Annotated in this window: 19 protein-coding genes and 4 tRNA genes; 14 read left to right on the plus strand and 9 right to left on the minus strand. The window is 39.1% G+C overall.

What is annotated here, in order from left to right; translation table 11 throughout:
* The first annotated feature begins 20 nt into the window (after positions 1–20).
* Positions 21–1352, plus strand: a complete 1332-nt coding sequence (locus ACT2CV_RS07410) for an NCS1 family transporter (RefSeq protein WP_464972894.1) — start codon at positions 21–23, stop codon at positions 1350–1352.
* Between the two features lie 53 nt (positions 1353–1405).
* Here the strand turns inward: ACT2CV_RS07410 and ACT2CV_RS07415 are convergent, their stop codons facing one another.
* Positions 1406–2266, minus strand: coding sequence for an alpha/beta hydrolase fold domain-containing protein (locus ACT2CV_RS07415; RefSeq protein WP_464972895.1), 861 nt, complete (start codon positions 2264–2266; stop codon positions 1406–1408).
* Positions 2267–2352: 86 nt separating this feature from the next.
* Between ACT2CV_RS07415 and allE the strand changes: the two genes are divergently transcribed.
* The 7 genes from allE (at position 2353) to ACT2CV_RS07450 (ending at position 11420) form a co-directional block, all read left to right on the plus strand.
* Complete coding sequence (gene allE / locus ACT2CV_RS07420) at positions 2353–3138, plus strand: (S)-ureidoglycine aminohydrolase (protein WP_464972896.1); 786 nt, start codon at positions 2353–2355, stop codon at positions 3136–3138.
* Between the two features lie 21 nt (positions 3139–3159).
* Entirely contained in the window at positions 3160–4209 is a 1050-nt protein-coding gene (allD, locus tag ACT2CV_RS07425; RefSeq protein ID WP_464972897.1) for an ureidoglycolate dehydrogenase, read from the plus strand.
* A 67-nt stretch (positions 4210–4276) separates the two neighbouring features.
* A complete protein-coding gene (locus ACT2CV_RS07430) occupies positions 4277–7303 on the plus strand; it encodes a bifunctional FdrA/YlbE family protein (protein ID WP_464972898.1) in 3027 nt (1008 codons plus the stop codon).
* 15 nt (positions 7304–7318) lie between these two features.
* Positions 7319–8254, plus strand: a complete 936-nt coding sequence (gene arcC / locus ACT2CV_RS07435) for a carbamate kinase (RefSeq protein WP_464972899.1) — start codon at positions 7319–7321, stop codon at positions 8252–8254.
* Positions 8255–8363: 109 nt separating this feature from the next.
* Positions 8364–9968, plus strand: coding sequence for an L-lactate permease (locus ACT2CV_RS07440; RefSeq protein ID WP_464972900.1), 1605 nt, complete (start codon positions 8364–8366; stop codon positions 9966–9968).
* A 9-nt stretch (positions 9969–9977) separates the two neighbouring features.
* The gene (locus ACT2CV_RS07445) at positions 9978–10175 is read left to right on the plus strand and encodes a hypothetical protein (RefSeq protein WP_464972901.1); all 198 of its coding nucleotides are present in this window, start codon (positions 9978–9980) and stop codon (positions 10173–10175) included.
* Positions 10176–10184: 9 nt separating this feature from the next.
* On the plus strand, positions 10185–11420 hold the full coding sequence (locus ACT2CV_RS07450) for a M20 family metallo-hydrolase (protein WP_464972902.1): 1236 nt from the start codon (positions 10185–10187) through the stop codon (positions 11418–11420).
* A gap of 63 nt (positions 11421–11483) precedes the next feature.
* Here the strand turns inward: ACT2CV_RS07450 and ACT2CV_RS07455 are convergent, their stop codons facing one another.
* From ACT2CV_RS07455 to ACT2CV_RS07465, 3 genes are all read right to left on the minus strand, one after another.
* The gene (locus ACT2CV_RS07455; RefSeq protein WP_464972903.1) at positions 11484–12713 is read right to left on the minus strand and encodes a pyridoxal-phosphate-dependent aminotransferase family protein; all 1230 of its coding nucleotides are present in this window, start codon (positions 12711–12713) and stop codon (positions 11484–11486) included.
* A 278-nt stretch (positions 12714–12991) separates the two neighbouring features.
* Complete coding sequence (locus tag ACT2CV_RS07460; RefSeq protein WP_464972904.1) at positions 12992–13264, minus strand: DUF2213 domain-containing protein; 273 nt, start codon at positions 13262–13264, stop codon at positions 12992–12994.
* A gap of 11 nt (positions 13265–13275) precedes the next feature.
* Positions 13276–13488, minus strand: a complete 213-nt coding sequence (locus ACT2CV_RS07465) for a hypothetical protein (protein WP_464972905.1) — start codon at positions 13486–13488, stop codon at positions 13276–13278.
* 268 nt (positions 13489–13756) lie between these two features.
* Between ACT2CV_RS07465 and ACT2CV_RS07470 the strand changes: the two genes are divergently transcribed.
* A complete protein-coding gene (locus tag ACT2CV_RS07470) occupies positions 13757–14041 on the plus strand; it encodes a tyrosine-type recombinase/integrase (protein ID WP_464974058.1) in 285 nt (94 codons plus the stop codon).
* Between the two features lie 23 nt (positions 14042–14064).
* Here ACT2CV_RS07470 and ACT2CV_RS07475 read toward each other — a convergent pair.
* Positions 14065–14140, minus strand: a tRNA-Ala gene (locus ACT2CV_RS07475).
* Between the two features lie 92 nt (positions 14141–14232).
* A complete protein-coding gene (gene gltX, locus ACT2CV_RS07480) occupies positions 14233–15672 on the minus strand; it encodes a glutamate--tRNA ligase (protein WP_464972906.1) in 1440 nt (479 codons plus the stop codon).
* A 183-nt stretch (positions 15673–15855) separates the two neighbouring features.
* Here gltX and ACT2CV_RS07485 point away from each other — a divergent pair.
* The 5 genes from ACT2CV_RS07485 to brnQ all read left to right on the plus strand — a co-directional run bounded on the left by ACT2CV_RS07485 (position 15856) and on the right by brnQ (position 18380).
* Positions 15856–15931, plus strand: a tRNA-Val gene (locus tag ACT2CV_RS07485).
* A gap of 57 nt (positions 15932–15988) precedes the next feature.
* Positions 15989–16064: transfer RNA gene (locus ACT2CV_RS07490), tRNA-Val, on the plus strand.
* 41 nt (positions 16065–16105) lie between these two features.
* Positions 16106–16181, plus strand: a tRNA-Val gene (locus ACT2CV_RS07495).
* Positions 16182–16270: 89 nt separating this feature from the next.
* Positions 16271–17047: a glycosyltransferase family 32 protein gene (locus ACT2CV_RS07500; RefSeq protein WP_464972907.1), complete on the plus strand. Its 777-nt coding sequence runs from the start codon at positions 16271–16273 to the stop codon at positions 17045–17047.
* 37 nt (positions 17048–17084) lie between these two features.
* Entirely contained in the window at positions 17085–18380 is a 1296-nt protein-coding gene (gene brnQ, locus ACT2CV_RS07505) for a branched-chain amino acid transport system II carrier protein (RefSeq protein WP_464972908.1), read from the plus strand.
* Positions 18381–18419: 39 nt separating this feature from the next.
* On the opposite strand, the gene hisIE is transcribed toward brnQ, so the two are convergent.
* From hisIE to hisA, 3 genes are read right to left on the minus strand one after another with little or no spacing between them, the layout of a single operon-like run.
* Positions 18420–19070: a bifunctional phosphoribosyl-AMP cyclohydrolase/phosphoribosyl-ATP diphosphatase HisIE gene (hisIE, locus tag ACT2CV_RS07510; RefSeq protein ID WP_464972909.1), complete on the minus strand. Its 651-nt coding sequence runs from the start codon at positions 19068–19070 to the stop codon at positions 18420–18422.
* Positions 19067–19840, minus strand: coding sequence for an imidazole glycerol phosphate synthase subunit HisF (gene hisF / locus ACT2CV_RS07515; protein WP_464972910.1), 774 nt, complete (start codon positions 19838–19840; stop codon positions 19067–19069). The genes hisIE and hisF overlap by 4 nt, the downstream gene beginning before the upstream one ends.
* Entirely contained in the window at positions 19822–20571 is a 750-nt protein-coding gene (gene hisA / locus ACT2CV_RS07520; protein ID WP_464972911.1) for a 1-(5-phosphoribosyl)-5-[(5-phosphoribosylamino)methylideneamino]imidazole-4-carboxamide isomerase, read from the minus strand. Before hisA ends, hisF begins: the two co-directional genes overlap by 19 nt.
* Between the last annotated feature and the right edge of the window lie 34 nt (positions 20572–20605).

Raw genomic sequence — 20605 nt, forward strand, 5'->3', positions numbered from 1 at the left:
TCTCAACATAGGAGAACCATATGTCTGAAAAAACAAACTTACAACCTATCCCAGAAAATAAACGGATTATGGGATTAACCTCATATTTATTCTTGTGGCTTGGCGGCTGCGTATCTATCGGTACATTCGCCTTGGGATCTGGTCAATTAGAAAAAGGCTTAAACCTCACTCAAGCTTTTACAGCCATGGTAATTGGTTCCTTACTACTTATTTTATGTCTAGGTATCAATGACCAACTTAGCTATAAAACGGGTATCCCTTATGCCGTACAACTAAAAAGTGCATTCGGTACAAAAGGTAACATTTTACCTGCCATGTTGCGTGGGTTGCCAGCGATTGTATGGTACGGTGTACAAAGTTGGTTAGGTGGTTCGGCGATTAACCAAATTTCAATTTCATTATTCGATTATAGCAATACGGTACTCTTCTTCTTATTATTCCAAGCATTACAAATTTGGATCTCAACCACAGGTTTCCATGGCTTAAAATGGTTAGAAAATATCGGTGCCTGTGTCATCATGGCTTCTCTTGTATATATGTTCTATATTTGTATGACAAAATTTGGTGGTGAAATTCACACCAACTTAATCGACAAGGAAGGAACTTGGGGCGTGCCATTTATTAGTGCAATCGTGGCATTCTTTGGCGTAAACGTATTAGTTATGCTTAACGTGGGCGACTATGTACGTGAATTAAAACCGGGCTATTCTACCGCAAAACGCAGTGTGGTTTACTTCTTAGCAATGGTGCCAACAACGGTATTCATGGGTTTAATCGGCTTAATGATTTCTTCTGCAACAGGCATCGCCAACCCAATCAATGCGTTCGCACAAGCGGCTGACAACCAATTCTTAGTGATCATCACATTAATCTTCATCTTATTTGCACAAATGACAACAAACCTTGCAAGTAATGTGGTACCACCAGCTTATGCTTTAATGGATGCTTTCAAAATCAAGCATAAAACAGCGGTCGTATTAATCGGTCTTGTTGCCATTGCTACTTGCCCATGGTTAATCACTTCAGATGAATCTTCTGCTGGCGTTGACTTATTCGTGCTAATTTACACTGTATTCTTCGGTCCAATCTTTGCGGTGTTAGTGGTTGATTACTACATTTTACGTAAACAAAAAATCAATGTGGACGAATTATATGATGAGAAAGGTAATCGCAACGGTGTGAACTGGGCGGCGATCCTTGCGATTGTAGTGGGTGCGATCATCGGTTTATTCAACGCCGATATTTCATTCTTAACTGCAACCATTCCAACTGGTTTGGTTTACTATTTTGGTATGAAATTCTTACCTTCAAGCAAACGCTTCAGAGAAGGAACTATTTTAGAAGACAAATAATCGCAAAAAGCGCGGTGAAAAACGAAGGATTTTTACACCGCACTTTCGATTGATTAATCATTAACTTTTTGAATAAAGTTAAGACTGGCATGTAATAATTCTTGGGTTGTATTAGATTGTTCATCGCGGTCAAAATCATGTGCATCAATCGCAGCAACAAAACGTTCCGCTGGATATTTTGCACAAAGGGCATTGAACTCAGCGAAAGGCACATCAGAATCTCCCGTAGAATGCGCGAAAAATAAAGGCAAGGTTAAGTCTTTCGCTCGCAAGCTATAATCAAGGTAAAAGAATTTATCTCGTCCTTGATAAATTAATGATTTCCACAATCCTGTTTGGCGAGCATAAATATACACGCCAAAATATTGACTTTCAGCCGTTACCATGGGTTGTTCAGTCAGTTGACGGAATGTGCATTCATCAACGATTGGTAATTTGGTATAATAGGCACTCGGCTTATCATACCAATCATCAGTAAGAAAACCATAACCATAAAAAGACAATACGCCTTTTGGCTGAGGCAATGTTTCATCTGCTTTAATGATTGAGGCAGTTAATAAAGCCAAATACGCGCCCGCAGATCTGCCCCATAAAAAATAAGGCAAATCCTTAAAGTGCGGTTGTTTTTTTAATAGTTTTAGGGAATGAACCACTGTTGATAAAATTTGCTCCACTTGAGCATGAGGTGCCAGTGGATAATCTAATGCAATAATTTGAATACCTGCTTGGGTAAAAAAAGTTTTATGCAAGTCAGGTAAATCTTGGCGAGAGCCGCACAACAAACCACCGCCATGTAAATAAACCAAGGTGGCTTTAGGTGGCACTTTATCGTCAATATAATGGGTTGCGTAAATCGGTAATGTTGAGTTCACAACTTGTATCGTATCAATTAAAATATGGGTTGTTTGTAACATATCACCAACTTATTAAGAATTAAAAAAGAGGCTCATTATAAAGCCTAATCGTATAAATACAAATTCATGTCACTATGGAGGTTATTATGGGTTATTTAAATGGACAGTTGGGTTATAGAGAAGATTTGCTCACAACTCGTTCTGTCATCCGTAAAAATAATTTTGTTATCTTAGAAACTGATGGTTTAGTAAGAAATAGTATTCCTTATTACCATAATTGTGATATTAGCTTTTTATCGTCACCAGCTTTAGGCGCATCTTTTGCTGATTATATTGCTGTTGTTCATCCTACAGGCGGTTGCACGCAAGTAGGTGGCGATGGCATTGAAGTGTTTGTGTATTGTGTAAAAGGTCAACTTTCCGTTAAAAACCAAGAAACACAAGCGGAATTAACGACTGGCGGCTATATTTTCTCAACTGCAGATCAAGTTTTAAGTTTTGTGAATAATTCATCTGAAGATACAAAAATTTATATTCATCGTCGCCGTTACACCCCACTTAAAGATCAAAAAGCCAAAACAGTTGTGGGTAATGTAAATGAGATTGAATATGTTCAATATGAAGGTATGGAAACTTGCTTAATCAAAGATTTATTACCTGCTGCACAAGACTTTGGTTTTGATATGAATATGCACATTTTGCTTTTCAAACCAGGTGCATCTCATGGTTACATTGAAACCCATTTCCAAGAACATGGTATGTTATTCTTATCAGGTAAAGGTATGTACCGTTTAGATGATGAATGGATTCCAGTGAAAAAAGACGACTACGTCTTTATGGATTCTTATTGCCCACAAGCTTGTTATGCTGTTGGCGACGAAGATTTTGTTTACATTTATTCAAAAGAATGTAATCGCGATATTGAACTTTAATTATAAAAAAGGAGAAAACGAATGAAATTAACAAGAGAAGAACTAAAAGGTTTAATGAAGAATAAATTAATGAAAGCAGGTTTAAATGAAAAACATGCTGACATTACGGCAGAAATTTTAACTTGGTCTGATGAACGCGGTTACCATTCTCATGGTGCAGTTCGTATGGAATACTACTGTGAGCGTATCTTTAAAGGTGGTATCACACACGATCCTAAATTTGAGTGGAAAGAAACTGGCCCTGCTTCAGCTATTTTTGAAGGCGATAACGGTTGTGGTTATGTCGCTGCAACAGAAGCGATGGAAAAAGCCATTGAAATGGCACAAAAATCAGGTATTGCCGTTGTAGGTATCCGCAACATTTCTCACAGTGGTGCAATTGGCTACTACACAGAAATGGCTGCACAAAAAGGCTTATTAGCTATTTCATTCTGTCAATCTGACCCAATGGCTGTACCATACGGCGGTTCTGAACCTTATTATGGTACAAACCCAATTTCTTTCGCCGCACCAGCAGATGAACGCAATGTGGTATTTGATATGGCTACAACAGTTCAAGCTTGGGGCAAAATTTTAGATAAACGTTCTCGTGGTCAAAGTATTCCTGACACTTGGGCTGTAGATGTGAATGGTAACCCAGTGACAGATCCGCATAAAGTAAATGCATTAGTACCAATTTCTGGTGCTAAAGGTTACGGTTTAATGATGATGGTGGATGTTTTCTCTGGTATTTTATTAGGTGTCCCATTTGGTAAACATGTTTCATCAATGTATCACGATTTATCTGAAGGTCGTCGATTAGGCCAAATGCATATTGTTATTGATCCAGCTCGTTTCTGTGGTACTGAAGAATTCCGTAAAAATATGACACAATCAATTAATGAATTAGTTGGTATGAAACCAGCCGATGGTTTTGATCGTGTTTACTATCCAGGTGAACGAGCAGAAATTCGTAAAGAAGAACAATATGCAACAGGCGGTATTGATATTGCAGATTCAGTTTATGAATATTTAATTAGCGATGATATTCACTTTGATCGTTATGATCACAAAAACCGATTTGCAGACTAATCAACTACATAATCTCATTAAAGGGTGTACCAAATACACCCTCTATTAATACAAGGAAAAGAACAATATGTTGAAGACTGTTGTAAAAAAAGGAAGCTATCATGATTCCGTTGTTCTCATGCTATTAACTAACGCCATTTCAGGCTTAGAAGGCGTGAAAAAAGTGTCTATTATGATGGCAACACCAGCGAATAAAGATATTTTTGCACAAAGTGGATTAGACACACCTGAATTATTAGAAGCAAGTGCCAATGATATGGTGGTGGTTGCAGATATTGAAAAAGAAGAATTGCTTGATGTGATTATGGAAGAAGTCGAAAAATTCCTCAAACAAAAAGCACAAGCAAGCTCAGCTAAAGCTGGTGCAGAATCCGTAAAATCTTGGGATAAAGCATTAACAAAATTACCAGAAGCAAACCTAGCTGTTATCTCTATTCCTGGTGCTTATGCTGCATTAGAAGCAGAACGTGCCTTAGATGAAGGCTTAAACGTCTTTATGTTTAGTGATAACGTGAGTGTTGAAGATGAATGTCACTTAAAACAAAAAGCACATGAAAAAGGCTTAGTTGTGATGGGTCCTGACTGCGGTACGGGCATTATCCAAGGTGTACCAGTAGCTTTCACCAATAGTGTAACCCCAGGTTCAATCGGTATTATCGGTGCTTCAGGTACAGGTATTCAAGAACTAACTACAATCATCGACCGTTTAGGCGAAGGTGTAGAAAATGCAATTGGTACGGGTGGTCGTGACCTTTATGAAGATATCGGCGGCGTGACCATGTTGGATGCCATTGAAGGCATGGAACAAAATGACAACGTGAAAGTATTAATTGTTATTTCTAAACCACCAGCAAAAGCAGTACGCGAGAAAATTTCAGCACGTTTAAGTAATTTCAGCAAACCTGTGATTACCTTGTTCTTAGGCGAAAAACCTGAATTCCATGAAGAAGGGTTCTACCATGCTTATACATTAGATGAAGCTGCGCGTTTAGCTGTGGCACTTGTTCGTGGTGAAAATATCGAAAAATCATTAGAAAATGTACCGCACTTTTCTGTTGACGCAAGCCAATTCTACAACAAAGCAGATGGCAAAACCTTAAAAGCTTACTACTCTGGCGGAACCTTAGCTGGCGAAGCGGCAATGCTATTAAAAGATGGATTAGCAATTAGTGGTTCAGGCGCCAAAGCAGATGGATTTATGTTCAAACAAGATGGCCATATTGTAGTGGACTTAGGGGACGACGTGTATACACAGGGTAAACCTCACCCAATGATCGACCCTGCAAAACGTATTGAATGTATGCAAGAAGCTGTTGATGATGCCACAACTGGTGCGATCTTATTTGATGTGGTATTAGGTTATGGCTCACATGAAGATATGGCAAGCGCGCTCATTCCAACCATTAACACATTAAAAGCAAAAGCCGAAGCAGAAAATCGTAAAGTATTCTTTGTAGCAACAGTATGTGGCACACGCAAAGATTTCCAAAGCTATGATGCTGCAGTACAGAAATTAACTGATGCGGGTGTGATTGTCTGTGAAACAAACAAAATCGCCGTAAAAGTTGCAATGAACGCCATTGGTTTAGATTTTGTAGAACAAGTTAAACCGGTAAAAGCGAAAACTGTTTTACCAACAGAAAAACATCAACCTTCAGCACAATTACTTCGTTTACTGTCAGAAAAACCAACCATCATCAATATTGGTTTGAAAAGTTTTGCTGAAGTGGCTGAAAAATTTGGCTGCGATGTGGTGCAATATGACTGGACACCACCTGCTGGAGGAAACGTACAGTTAATCAAAGTATTAAACTTCTTAAGAAATTACGAAGGCTTTGATATTGATGAAGCAAACCGTAAAGTGATTGCTAAAGTTGTGGCTGCTGCACCTATCATTCGTGATAATGTGCCTGCAAAAACTGTTATTAAAGAATTAAATGAAGGCAAAGTCATTTTACACGCGGGACCACCAATTCAATATAAAGATATGCCAAATACCGTACAAGGCTCTTGTGTAGGTGCAGTGTTATTTGAAAAATGGGCCGAAGATGAAGCTTCAGCGCGTCAATTATTGGAATCAGGCGAAATCAAATTCATTCCTTGCCACCATGTACGTGCAGTGGGTCCAATGGGTGGTATCACAACGGCTAATATGCCAGTTTGGGTGGTTGAAAATGCAACTGATGGTAATTTTGCTTACTGTACAATGAATGAAGGTATCGGTAAGGTATTACGCTTCGGTGCCTACTCTGATGAAGTAGTGAAACGCCTTGAATGGATGCGTGATGTATTAGGTCCAACATTAGGTAAAGCCATTCGTTCAATGGAAAATGGTTTAGCGGTTAATCCTTTAGTTGCTAAAGCAATCGCAATGGGCGATGAATTCCACCAACGTAATATCGCTGCTTCTTTAGCGTTCTTTAAAGAAGTCGCTCCAATTATTACAGACATGAAAGATCTCAGCGAAGAAGATCGTTATTCTGTCATGAAATTCTTAGCTGATACCGATCAGTTCTTCCTAAATATCATGATGGCAACAGGTAAAGCAATCATGGATGGCGCCAGAACATTAACAGAGGGTACCATTGTTACAGCTATGTGTCGTAATGGTGTACATTTTGGTATCCGTATTGCAGGTATGGGCGATGAGTGGTTTGTAGGTCCTGTTAATACCCCTCAAGGTTTATACTTCACAGGTTATGACGGTGAAGACGCTTGCCCTGATATTGGTGACTCAGCAATTACAGAAACCATGGGCGTTGGTGGTATGGCAATGATTGCCGCACCAGCGGTAACACGTTTTGTTGGTGCGGGTGGTTATGAAGATGCATTACGTACCAGTAACGATATGATGGAAATCTGTATCGATCGTAACCCAAATTACATTGTGCCAAACTGGAACTTCCAAGGTGCTTGTTTGGGTATCGACGCTCGCCTTGTTGTTGAAAAAGGTATTACACCAGTAATCAACACAGGTATTGCACATAAAGTGGCTGGCTTTGGTCAAATTGGTGCAGGTACAGTTCGTCCACCTGCTGCTTGTTTTGAGAAAGCGATTCTCGCTTATGCGAAGAAATTAGGTTTTGACGCATAATAAGGATTGAAATAAATGACAAAAGAAACTATTGTACTTGCCTTGGGTGGAAACGCCCTTGGCAACAATTTAAAAGAACAACGTGAAGCTGTTGCTAAAACTGCACAGGTGATTGTTGATATTTTATTACAGGGTAAAAATATTGTTATTACCCATGGTAATGGCCCTCAAGTAGGTATGATTCAACGTGCAATGGATGACTTTGCAAAAAGTACTGGCGATGAAATCCCTTTACCTACTAGTGTAGCGATGAGCCAAGGATACATTGGCATTGATTTACAAAATGCGATCAAATACGAATTAGTAAAACGCGGTCTCGTTGATCAAAAAGTCAGCACCATCTTATCGCAAGTTGAAGTCGATCCTGCCGATCAAGCTTTCCAAAATCCAGACAAACCAATTGGTCGTTTTATGACGAAAGAAGAAGCTGGTGTGTTGGAAGCAAAAGGTATTCGTTGCATGGAAGATGCAGGACGTGGTTATCGTATCGTGGTTCCATCTCCAAAACCAAAACGTATTCGCGAATTAGAAACCATTAGAACTCTTGTTAATGCGGGTCATATCGTGATCACTTGTGGTGGTGGCGGTATCCCTGTTATTTCTGATGAGCAAGGTCGCTTAGTGGGTACTAATGCGGTTATCGATAAAGATAATGCTAGTGCATTATTGGCTGAAAAATTAAATGCTGATTATCTAGTCATCTTAACTGCGGTGGAAAAAGTCGCCATTAATTTTGGTAAACCAAACCAAGAATGGTTATCAGATTTAAGTACAGAACAAGCTCGTCAATATATTGCCGAAGAACAATTTGCCAAAGGCTCAATGTTACCAAAAGTTGAGGCAGCATTGCGATTTGCAGAAAGCGGCAAAGGGCGCAAAGCATTAATTACGTTATTGGATAAAGCAGCAGAAGGTATTGCAGGGGAAACCGGTACTGTCATTCACTCTTAGTTTGGGTTAAAAGTGGGCTATAAAGCCCACTTCTACCTTATAATCAATTTAAGGGTCAGAAGAGAAATCTCGTTCTATTCTCTGTTTTCGGCTTTCTTAAGGTGTAAAAATGGAAATTCCAGTTAATTTTTTCATGTGGATCATGGCATTTTTGCCAATTATCGCATTAGTCATTTTGATGGTGAAATTCAAATGGGGTGCAACAGAAGCCGCACCAGTTGGATTGCTTATCGCTATATTTACCGGCTTATTTTTCTATAAAGCCGACATTTCTTTGATCGCAATTGAATCTGCTAAAGGTATTTGGTATGCAATTGTGATTTTACTCATTGTTTGGACCGCAGTATTAATGTACCAAGTGAGTGAAGGCGCTCGCGCATTCTTAGTGATCCGCGAAGGCATGAGTAAATTATTCCCAAATGAATTATTACTTGTCATGACAATGGGATGGATTTTTGAAAGTTTCCTACAAGGGATCACTGGTTTTGGTGTGCCCGTTGCCGTAGGCGCCCCGTTGTTGATCGGAATCGGTGTTCGTCCATTATGGGCCGTCGTATTACCTTTATTAGGACAAGCTTGGGGGAACACATTTGGTACTCTGGCGGCAGCTTGGGATGCACTTGCAGGATCAGCAGGCATTGAAGTGGGCAGTTCTCATTATTTTTTAACCGCACTTTGGACTTCAGCATTCCTTTGGATGTGGATTGTGGTAACAGGCCTAGCGATCTCTTGGTTCTATGGTCGAGGTAAAGCATTGAAAAAAGGGCTTATCGCTACCCTCATCATTGCGACTATTCAAGGTGGTGGCGAGCTAATCCTTAGCCAAATTAATACAACCATTGCCGCCTTTATTCCTGCTTGTATTTCAATTATTGCTATCATCTTTATGAGCAAAATGAAAATGTATAAGGATGTTTGGCGAATTGAAGATAGTCCAATTATGGATAGAAGTAAAACGACCTCAAGCAATGAAAGCTTACCAAATATGAGTTTACTTCAAGCTTTCATTCCTTATATTGTTTTATCAGTGTTGACTTTGGGAATTCTTGTCATCTCCCCAGTCAATCAGTTCTTATCACAATTTAAGATTGGTTTTGCTTTCCCTGAAACTGTGACTGGATATGGATTTGTCAATAAAGCTTATAGCTCTTACTCCCCTATCGCGCTCTTTACACATGCAAGCATGTTCTTGTTCATTTCTTCGATCATTGGCTTATTCTACTACCAAAGCAAAGGTTGGATCGCAAAAGGTGGCACCAAAACCATTTTTGCAAAATCAATAGCCATGACCATGCCTTCAGGCATTGCGGTTGTGGGATTAGTCATTATGTCCAAAATCATGGGCGGAACAGGACAAACCGCAGTTCTTGCTGATGGCATGGCCGCTGTTCTTGGCAAAACCTATGTAATTTTAGCGCCATTTATTGGTTTGCTAGGATCATTTATGACGGGGAGCAACATGAGTTCGAATATTCTATTTGGTGACTTCCAAATGACAACCGCTAAATTACTCAATGCGAACTCGGCAGCTATCCTTGGCGCACAAACAACAGGTGGTGCAATTGGTAGCGCTATTAGCCCAAGTAAAATCATTTTAGGTACAACAACCGCCAATATTTTAGGTAAAGAAGGGGATGTATTAAAAACCATTATTTTCATTACTCTTTTACCAACCCTATTAATTGGTATTGTTTCTTACTTTGCTTCGTTATAAGGTGAGCGAATGGAAAATTCTTTTTTTAAAACAAAAGCTGGAAAAATGACGCTTGCTTTTATTGTAATTATGATTGCTTTTGCTTGTATCATGCTCGGCATATCACAAGTGAGCAATGGTTTAATTTATATTGGTTTTACATTAATGGTTGCCGCAATGCTCTATTCACCAATTGATGTATTTATCCTAAGTAAAAAGAAAAAATAGGACATAATCATGGAAAAAATTACACAACGCATTACGCAAAATTTAGAACATTTAAAACAATTTACCGCTACGCCCGGCAATGGTTGCACTCGCCTTCCGTTCTCTAAAGAAGCAAGAAGTGCGGTGAATTATTTAAGAGATTTAATGGTTGAAGCAGGTTTAACTGTACATGAAGATGAAGCGGGTAATATTTTTGGTACCTTAGCTGGTGAAGATGCCAACTTACCTTGCGTAATGTCAGGTTCACATTACGACAGCGTGCTACATGGTGGTAACTACGATGGTATCGCTGGCGTTATCGTTGCTTTAGAAACTGCACGTTTATTAAAACAAACTGGCAAAAAATTTAAACGCAACTTTGTTGTAGCTGGTTTCAATGATGAAGAAGGAATGCGTTTTGGCACTGGTTATTTCGGTTCAGGCGCAATGTTAGGTCTGCGTACACCTGAATATTGCCGTAAATTCAAAGATAAAGACAATATTTCGATCTACGATGCAATGAAATCTTATGGATTAAATCCAGAAAAAATTGAAAATGCAAAATGGGCTGACGGCTCAATTGGTCACTTCATTGAAACACATATTGAGCAAGGTCCAGTGTTAGATACTTTAGGCCTTGAAATTGGCTTAGTCACTGGTATTGTTGGTTTACACCGTTATATGTTTACCGTTTATGGCCGTGCAGATCACGCGGGTACAACACCAATGGATATGCGTTTAGACGCAGTGGATGCTGCAACCAAAGTAATTTCAAAAATTCCAGATTGGGCACGTGAAAAAGGCGATGGTACCGTTGCTACTGTAGGCTTTATGAATGTGGAACCAGGTGGCATTAATATCGTGGCAGAAAAAGTCGAATTCAGTGTTGATGTGCGTTCATTAAATATGGCAAACATTGAAGATATTGCTGCAAAAATTGAAGCGGCGCTCATTGAAGAAACCAGTAAAATTGGCTCTAAATTTGATAAAGAAACCAAGTTGATTATTCAACCTGTTGCGCTTTCTGAAAAAATGCTAAACATTTTAGAAAACTCAACAAAAACACATCATTTCAGCTATAAACGTTTACCAAGTGGCGCAGGTCATGACTCATTAGAAATTGGTCAGAAAATTCCAACCGTGATGATTTTCGTACCAAGTAAAGATGGACGCAGCCATACGCCAGTAGAATTTACAGAATATCATTATTTTGCCAAAGCAGCCGTATTACAATTGGAACTTGCTGAAGCATTATTAGATGAATAAATAGCACATAATAAAAAAACTGCGGCATTTTCTACCGCAGTTTTTTTATTTATATGGAATAAATTATTTACCCGCTTCTTTATAAACAGCTAATGCAGCTGCAACCGCATCACCGGCAGGTAATTTGACGCCATGTTGTAATAATACGGCTTCTAATGCACCTAAGGTTAACAACACGTTACGTTTCTGACTTGAATAACCCATATTACCAATACGGATAACTTTACCATCTAACGGACCAAATGAAGTTGCCAATTCAATACCAAAGTCATTTAATAAATCACTTCTTAATGCAGGGCCTGATACGCCTTGTGGAATATTAAATGCAGTCACAACTGGCGCTTTATGTTTTCTATCACCAAAAATAGATAGTCCCATTGCTTCTAAACCAGCACAAAGCGCTTTATCGTTCAAAATATGACGAGCAAAACGATTTTCTAATCCTTCCATAAGGATGCAACGTAATGCTTCGTGCACACCATATTGGTTGCTTGTAGCTTCTGTATGGTGATTTAAACGACGTGGACTCCAATAGTCTTGTAACTGGGCTAAATCCAAATAGTTACTTGGAATTGGTGGTAATAAACCATCTACATCAGACTCTGCACGAATACCTTTCTCTACGCGTTTACGTTTGGCAATAATATCTTCAATGCGTTTATTATAAGTAATTAAGGCTGAGCCTGAAGGCGCAGAAATACATTTTTGTGTACCAGCGATACAAGCATCAATTCCCCACTCATCAACACGAATATCAACACCACCAAGTGTTGCAACAGTATCCACTAACAACATCGCATCATATTGTTTACAGATTTTGCCAATTTCATCTAATGGCTGCATCATTGATGTTGAGGTTTCACCATGAATAATCGCAACGGCTTTATAGCCACCTTTTTTCAATTCCGCTTCGATTTCTTCTGGCTCAAAAACAGTTCCCCATTCTCTCTCAAGTAACACAATTTCTGCACCACTACGAGATAGAATTTCATTTAATAAATAACCAAAACGACCAAAAGCAGGAATAAGTACTTTATCACCAGGGCAAATTGCCGCAGTTAAAACAGTTTCAATACCACCACGAGAAGTCGTATCAACAATATAGGTTTGCTCATTTTTAGTTTGGAATAAGCGACGTTCCATTTCCATGGTTTCATTCATTAAAGAAGTAAACTCAGGATCAAACTGTCCTAAAATTGGAGCAGACATCGCACGTAATACGCGCGGATCAGCATCTGTTGGACCAGGACACATTAATAAACGAGGGGAAGGATTAATTTCTCTAAATTGCATTGCAATTCTCCATGAATACATCAAATGTTTAAATTAGGTCAGAAATAATAGATAAACAGCCAGCTTTTCACAATATTTTATAAAAGAAAACACAAATAATTTTGCTATATTTAAATAAAATACAATGAAAAGCTTTATTTTTTATATAAAAAATAAAGCTCCAAATTTTGGAGCTTAAAAGAAGATTTGGTGGAGATAATCGGGATCGAACCGACGACCTCTTGAATGCTATATTTGATGGATTTTTCAAAAACTATAAAATACAACCACCTACCTCTTCATTCTTTTTGATTTGAGCCATTAAATATAATGGTTTGGGTTGTATTACCACTAATTTTGCCATGATGTTCATCGGTAATCGGAATGCCCTTAAACGCATTCAAACTGTCCGCTTTAAACACCTCATCAGGTGGACGATATTCACGTCTTGATGTGCCATCAGGTTGCTGATAAATAAAAACCCCCGTTCTTGTTAGAACAGGGGTATCACGAATAAACCCGTTTTGATCTTTCTTTGCCTTAAATTCAAGGCGATCGTATCGCATTGTCATTTTTGGGTTCCTTATTCCTCTTTTTTAAGTTTTTCAAGTTCTTGTTCAAGTTTGGCAAGACCTTGTTCCTTTGTTGTGCAATCTTGACCGTAACGTTTTCTGATTCGATACATTACAGCTTCAGTTGCAGGATTATGTTTCAGTTCCCATAACCACCCTTCAACAACCTCTATCTTAGTTAGTGGTCTCCCTAGATCTGCATAAGGGTTTATAAGATCTGGCATTTTAAATTTCCTCCATCGTAATGTGGATTTCATTGTTCACCTATTTACGCTCAAGTATGCAAAATTGAATATTTGATTTAAATAATACTTCCTTCTCAATTTTAAGCAAACTGAGTTTGTGAATTTTTTGCTTCGTTTACTATGGATGATAAATTTATAAGGATAGAGCATCAGCTTTTATTTTGTGATGATATATGGCCTACATTGACTGGGTAAATATCTTGGTGATAAGAAATTAATTGAGATAGATCAGAATTTAATTAGATTAATCCAATCTAAGAAAACAAAAAGGGAATTTAGATCGGCATTAAAAAGAGCCGGAATTGAAAACTTCCGCTTTCACGACTTGCGGCACACTTGGGCTACAAGACACGTAATGTCTGACACGCCTTTATATGTGTTACAAGAGCTTGGAGGATGGAGCAAGGCAGACACCGTCCGCAAATATGCTCACTTATCATCTAAACACCTCAAAACTTATGCTGACAATGTGCAATTATTTGGCACAAAATTGGCACAACACCAAAAACAAGAAAGCCTTACCAATCACTAACTGATTGATAAGGCTAATAAATTTGGTGGAGATAATCGGGATCGAACCGACGACCTCTTGAATGCCATTCAAGCGCTCTCCCAACTGAGCTATATCCCCGTTTGCGTTGGCTATAATAAATTCAGCAAAATTAGCTGTCAAGTAATTATTTAGCCGACATAAAAGTGCGGTGAAAATTACCGCACTTTTGCTTAGGCTTGCGCTTTAATAAATGCAATGGCTTTTTCAATACGTGCTAAAGTGCGTGTTTTACCCACTAATTTAGCAGTAATATCCATTGATGGTGATTGCCCTGAACCAGTGACAGCCAAACGGAAAGGCATGCCCACTTTACCCATACCAATTTCAAGATCAGCGGCAGTTTGATTCATCGCATCATGAATATTTTCCACAGACCAATCAGAAAGTGCGGTTAATTTTTCTAATAATTTTGCTAATGGTTCAGCCGCTTCCACTTTGAAATTTTTAGCTGCCGCTTTTTCATCGTAACCACTAAATTCTTCATAAAAATAACGACTTTGAGCCGCAAGTTCTTTCAAGGTTTTAGCTCGTTCACCTAAAACAGGAATAATCTCTTCTAATGAAGGCCCTTGGCTATAATCAATGCCTTGGTCTTTCATATGCCAGTCAAGATATTTGGCTACATGGCTTGCTGGCAACGTACGGATATAATGTTGGTTCAACCATTGCAATTTATCCGTATTAAATGCACTCGCTGACTTACTTACTGAATGAATATCAAATAATTCAATCATTTCTTCACGTGAGAAAATTTCTTGGTCGCCATGCCCCCAGCCTAGACGCACTAAATAATTAATTAATGCTTCAGGTAAATAACCATCATCACGATATTGCATCACACTTACTGCACCATGACGTTTAGATAATTTCTGACCATCATCACCATTAATCATAGACACATGAGCATATTCAGGAATCGGCGCACCAAGTGCTTTTAAGATATTAATTTGACGAGGAGTGTTATTAATGTGATCTTCGCCACGCACCACATGCGTAATGCCCATATCCCAGTCATCCACCACTACACAGAAATTATAAGTAGGAGAACCATCTGTACGGCGAATAATTAAATCATCTAATTCGCTATTACTGATTTCAATTCGACCACGCACCGCATCATCAAATACAACTGAACCTTCTGTTGGATTTTTAAAACGTACAACATGAGGTTGGTCTGGCGTATGATCATGATGATGTAAACAATGGCGATCATAGCGTGGTTTTTCTTTATTTTGTTCTTGTGTATGACGTAGTTCTTCTAAGCGTTCTTTTGAACAATAACAACGATAAGCCAAACCTTGCTCAATCATTTGATCAATCACTTGATTATAACGATCGAAACGTTTGGTTTGGAAATAAGGGCCATGTTCCCAAGCTAAATTTAACCATTCCATTCCTTCTAAAATAGCTTGTGTCGCTTCTGGCGTGGAACGTTCTAAATCTGTATCTTCAATACGTAACACAAATTCGCCTTGATTATGTTTTGCATATAACCAAGAATATAAGGCTGTTCTCGCGCCTCCCACATGTAAATAACCTGTTGGGCTAGGTGCAAAACGCGTACGAACTTTAACATTAGGATCTAAATTAAATAATGCATCGATTTTCATCGGATAACCTTTTCTCTATCACAAAAAATTGTGCTCCATTGTACCTTTTTTTCTGCTTTTTCTTAACTAAATTTTCCTTTTTATGCTTATTTTTAGACCAATCAAGTTTATTTTTGCAAAAATAAGTTGACTGAAAGAGAAGAATAATTATAATGCACTCCACAACGCAAACAGCGATGACAAGGGCGATTAGCTCAGTTGGGAGAGCACCTCCCTTACAAGGAGGGGGTCACTGGTTCGAGACCGGTATCGCCCACCACTTTTCAACATTGATAAGTATCTTGTCCTCGTTTATGTGTTCTCCTATTGTTTAAGTGGGCGATTAGCTCAGTTGGGAGAGCACCTCCCTTACAAGGAGGGGGTCACTGGTTCGAGACCGGTATCGCCCACCACTTAAACAACCCAATCTACAAACAGTTAATACTGTATCGTAGGGCGATTAGCTCAGTTGGGAGAGCACCTCCCTTACAAGGAGGGGGTCACTGGTTCGAGACCGGTATCGCCCACCACTTTCATCAATTAAATGATTAATTCTATTTTATTCTTAACAAATAAAATGGTAGAGTATGTCCGGTTTTCATTTTTGTAAAAATTTATTATGAATAGTCCAATACTTATTAAACTATCTGTCATTTTATTACGTTTGACTGGCAATATCGTCAAAACCTTAAGTTACCCATTCCATGCTATTTTCCCTAAAAAGCGCTTTGTTATTCCTGAATTTAGTCCAGCAAGGAAAGTAGCCCAAAACAATCAAAAAATTAACCGCACTATTTGGCAAACTAATTATAGTAATCTTGTTACCTTGCCTGTGTACTGTAATTACTTAGTCAATAGACTGCTTTCCCCTGAATATAATTATCGTTATGTCAGTACAGAACAACGCGAAGAATATATCAAAACACATGCGGATGAACGTACATTCAAAGCCTACAGCCAATTAACAGATGGTGCTGCACAAGCAGATTTTTGGCGCATTTTCACCCTATATAATGAAGGCGGTGTTTACCTTGATATTGACGGGCATATCGTATGGAATTTATCTCATATTATTCAACCTGAAGATAGCGAAGTCGTTATTACTCGTCGCAATTTATATACCAACTTCTTCTTAGCCTCGGAAAAAGGCAATCAATTTCTACAGGATACATTAGATATCATCATTGATAACATTGAACAACGTCGGGTTGATCAAGGAGTATTCACATTAACAGGCCCTGTTTGTTTAAATAGAGCCCTTGAAGGCAAAACGGTAAATACAAGATCAGATAAACTCACTTGTATTCAAGGCTCCTTCACAAATGAATATTTTCAATATATGGATAAAAAACGTGGCAAATGGAATCATGCTAAAAATGAAGACTTACTCAAATAAACTTTAACTTTTTATTTCATCAAGGAAAAAAATAATAATGAATAAAAACACTTTTATTGTTGGCTTTATGCTATTTGCTATCTTTTTTGGCGCAGGAAACCTCATTTTCCCACCGAAATTAGGCTTAGACAGTGGAACAGAATTCTGGTCTGCAATTTCAGGCTTTGTGGTTACCGGCGTTGGATTGCCATTATTAGGTATTATCGTCGCCTCTTTCTATGAAGGCGGTTATAAACAGGCATTAAATCGTATTCATCCTTGGTTTTCTGTGATCTTTTTAATGGTGATTTATCTTGCTATCGGTCCTTTCTTTGCGGGTCCACGTACAGGCGCAACCGCTTATGAAATGGCAATCGTACCGTTTTTAGATGAATCAAGTAGCTTATCTTTATTAATTTTCACTGCTATTTATTTTTCTATCGCACTATGGTTAAGCTTAAATCCGTCCAAAATGGTTGACCGTATTGGCTCAATTCTCACACCTGCATTGCTAATCGCTATTGCGGCATTGGTTATTTCAGCTTACTTCACACTCTCAGATAATCCAGTTCATCAACAAATTGATACAAGTAAAAACTACTTTGTGAATGGTATCTTGGAAGGTTATTTAACCATGGATGCTCTCGCCTCTCTTGCATTCTCAGTTATTGTGTTAAATGCGATCAAATCCAAAGTAAAACAACAATCTGCGTTAATCAAAGAAACCATCCTTGCTGGATTCGTAGCAGCTATTGCATTAGGGCTGATCTATGTTGCATTAGGTTGGATTGGTAATAATTTACCGATTACACCTGAAACACTAGCAGACCTCAATGCAAAAGGACAAAATATCGGTACTTACATTCTAAACGATGCAACACGCCAATTCTTTGGTGAAGCTGGTCGCATTGTATTAGGCTTAATCGTATCCTTAGCTTGTCTAACCACTACTGTTGGTCTTGCCGTATCTGTCAGCGAATATTTCAATGAAATTTTCCCTAAAATTGCGTACAAAACTTATGTATTCTTATTTATCATCATTAGTTTTGCGATCGCAAACCAAGGTTTAGGGGCGGTAATCAGTAAATCAGTTCCTGTTTTATTAGTCCTTTATCCAATTTCAATGACGATTATTTTCCTTTTATTAGTGAATTTATTTGTCAAACTACCACTACTTGCTCAACGCATTTCAGTAGCATTAGTAACCGTTGTATCCATTCTGTCTGTGTTAGGTTTAGAATCGATGTCAGGCCTACCATTAAAAGATTATTCAATGGAATGGGCGCCATTCGCTCTGGGTGGGTTAGTATTAGGTTATATCCTAGCCTTATTATTTAAGAAAACGGAACAGTAAAAAAAGTGCGGTGAATTTCACCGCACTTTTTTATATCTATTACTTCTTATTGGAACCCTCTGGATGCAACCCAATGCCTTGATGACGTAACTTTAATTTTTCGATGACGTCAGACCAACCTAAATCCGCATCATGCAATAGCACACCTAAATGATAAAGTAAGTCAGCAGCCTCCGAAACTAATTCTTCTGAATCCTTTGCCATTGCAGCTAAAACTGTTTCTACCCCTTCTTCTCCCACTTTTTGTGCAATACGTTTTGTTCCCTGAGCATACAATTTTGCAGTGTAAGAACTTTGTGGATCTGCACCTTTACGATTTGCAATCAAGCGTTCTAATTTACTAAAGAAAATCCAATCAGGCTCAGTATTATATTCAAATTGATGAAAACAGCTTTCTGCTCCCGTATGACAAGTTTCACCAATGGGATTCGCTAAAATAAGCAAAGTGTCATTATCGCAATCCAGACTCATATCCACCACGTTTAAAAAATGTCCCGACGTTTCGCCTTTCGTCCACAAGCGTTTTTTGGTGCGAGAAAAAAAGGTCACACGTTTTTCCGCTACGGTTTTTTCAAGGGCTTCTTGGTTCATATAACCCAGCATTAACACTTCGCAAGTACTTGCATTTTGAATAATCACAGGCAGTAAATTATCCACTTTTTGCCAGTTGATTTGGGTTAGTTGTATCACAATCTCACCTCAATATTTTCTTGTTTTAAGTAGACTTTTAATTCACCAATATCAATGATCCGTTTATGGAACACGCTAGCAGCTAACGCGCCATCCACATTAGCTTCAGCAAAAGCATCTCTGAAATGCACCATTTCTCCTGCGCCACCCGAGGCAATCAATGGTAACTTGCACACTTCACGCACGAGCTTTAATTGGGCGATGTCGTAGCCTTGACGAACGCCGTCTTGGTTCATCATATTCAGAACAATTTCGCCCGCACCACGACGTTGCACTTCTTCCACCCAGTCAAGTAATTGCCAGTTGGTTTGGCGAGTGCGGCTTTCATCGCCTGTATATTGATTGACCCAATATTTGCCTGTTTCTTTTTCAAACCAACTATCTATGCCCACCACGATAGCTTGCACGCCAAAGCGATCTGCTAAGCGATTGATTAAATTCGGATCCGCAAGGGCAGGGGAATTGATCGAGATTTTATCTGCCCCAAAAGCGAACAATTTTTCCGCATCTTCCACGCTTTTAATGCCGCCTGCCACACAGAATGGAATATCGATCACTTGTGCTACACGTTCCACCCAGCTTTTATCAATGGTTCTGCCGTCAGAGGACGCCGTAATATCGTAGAACACCAGTTCATCCGCCCCCTCTTGGGCATAACGTGCCGCAAGCGGTACGATGTCGCCGATAATTTCGTGATTGCGAAATTGCACGCCTTTAACTACTTGTCCGTCTCGCACGTCTAAGCAAGGAATTATCCGTTTTGCCAACATTCGATCGCCTCCGCTACGTTAAATTTGCCTTCTAACAATGCTCGCCCCACAATCACGCCAGCCACGCCAGAGCCTTTTAAGGCTTGAATATCCGAAAGCGAGCCGATGCCGCCTGATGATTGGAACTGAATGGTTGGGAATTGGATGCATATTTCTTGATACAACGCCACATTCGAGCCTTGTAAAGTGCCGTCTTTGGAAATGTCGGTACATAAAACGTGTTGTAAGCCGACGGTTTCGAAAGATTGTAGTACTTGCTCTAAAGTCACGGAGCTAGTTTCTTGCCAGCCACTGATGGCAATGTGTTTTTCACCTTGTGCATTGATATTCACATCTAATGCCAGCACAAATTTTTCCGCACCGTATTTGTTAAACCAACCTTTCAGCATTTCAGGCTGTTTGACCGCAGTGGAACCAATCACCACACGATTTGCCCCCACCGCCAATAAATCCGCCACATCTTGCTCGCAACGAATGCCACCGCCCACTTGAACTGGGCAATTCACCCCACGAATCATCTCCCCAATCAGTTGGGTTTGGCGTTTATTCGGATCTTTCGCCCCCGTGAGATCCACCAAGTGTAACTGCTTCGCCCCCTGTGCCACATACTCTTGAAATTGTGCAATGGGGTTGTCGGAATAAAGGGTTTTCTGGCCGTAATCGCCTTGATAAAGACGCACCACTTGACCGTCAATCAGATCAAGGGCAGGGATAATTTGAGAGGTTTGCATAGTGTTTCCTATTATTTATGTTAAAAGTGCGGTT

Source organism: Reella acinonychis (genome assembly GCF_052384575.1).
In the GTDB taxonomy this organism is placed as follows: Bacteria; Pseudomonadota; Gammaproteobacteria; order Enterobacterales; family Pasteurellaceae; genus JBQSUQ01.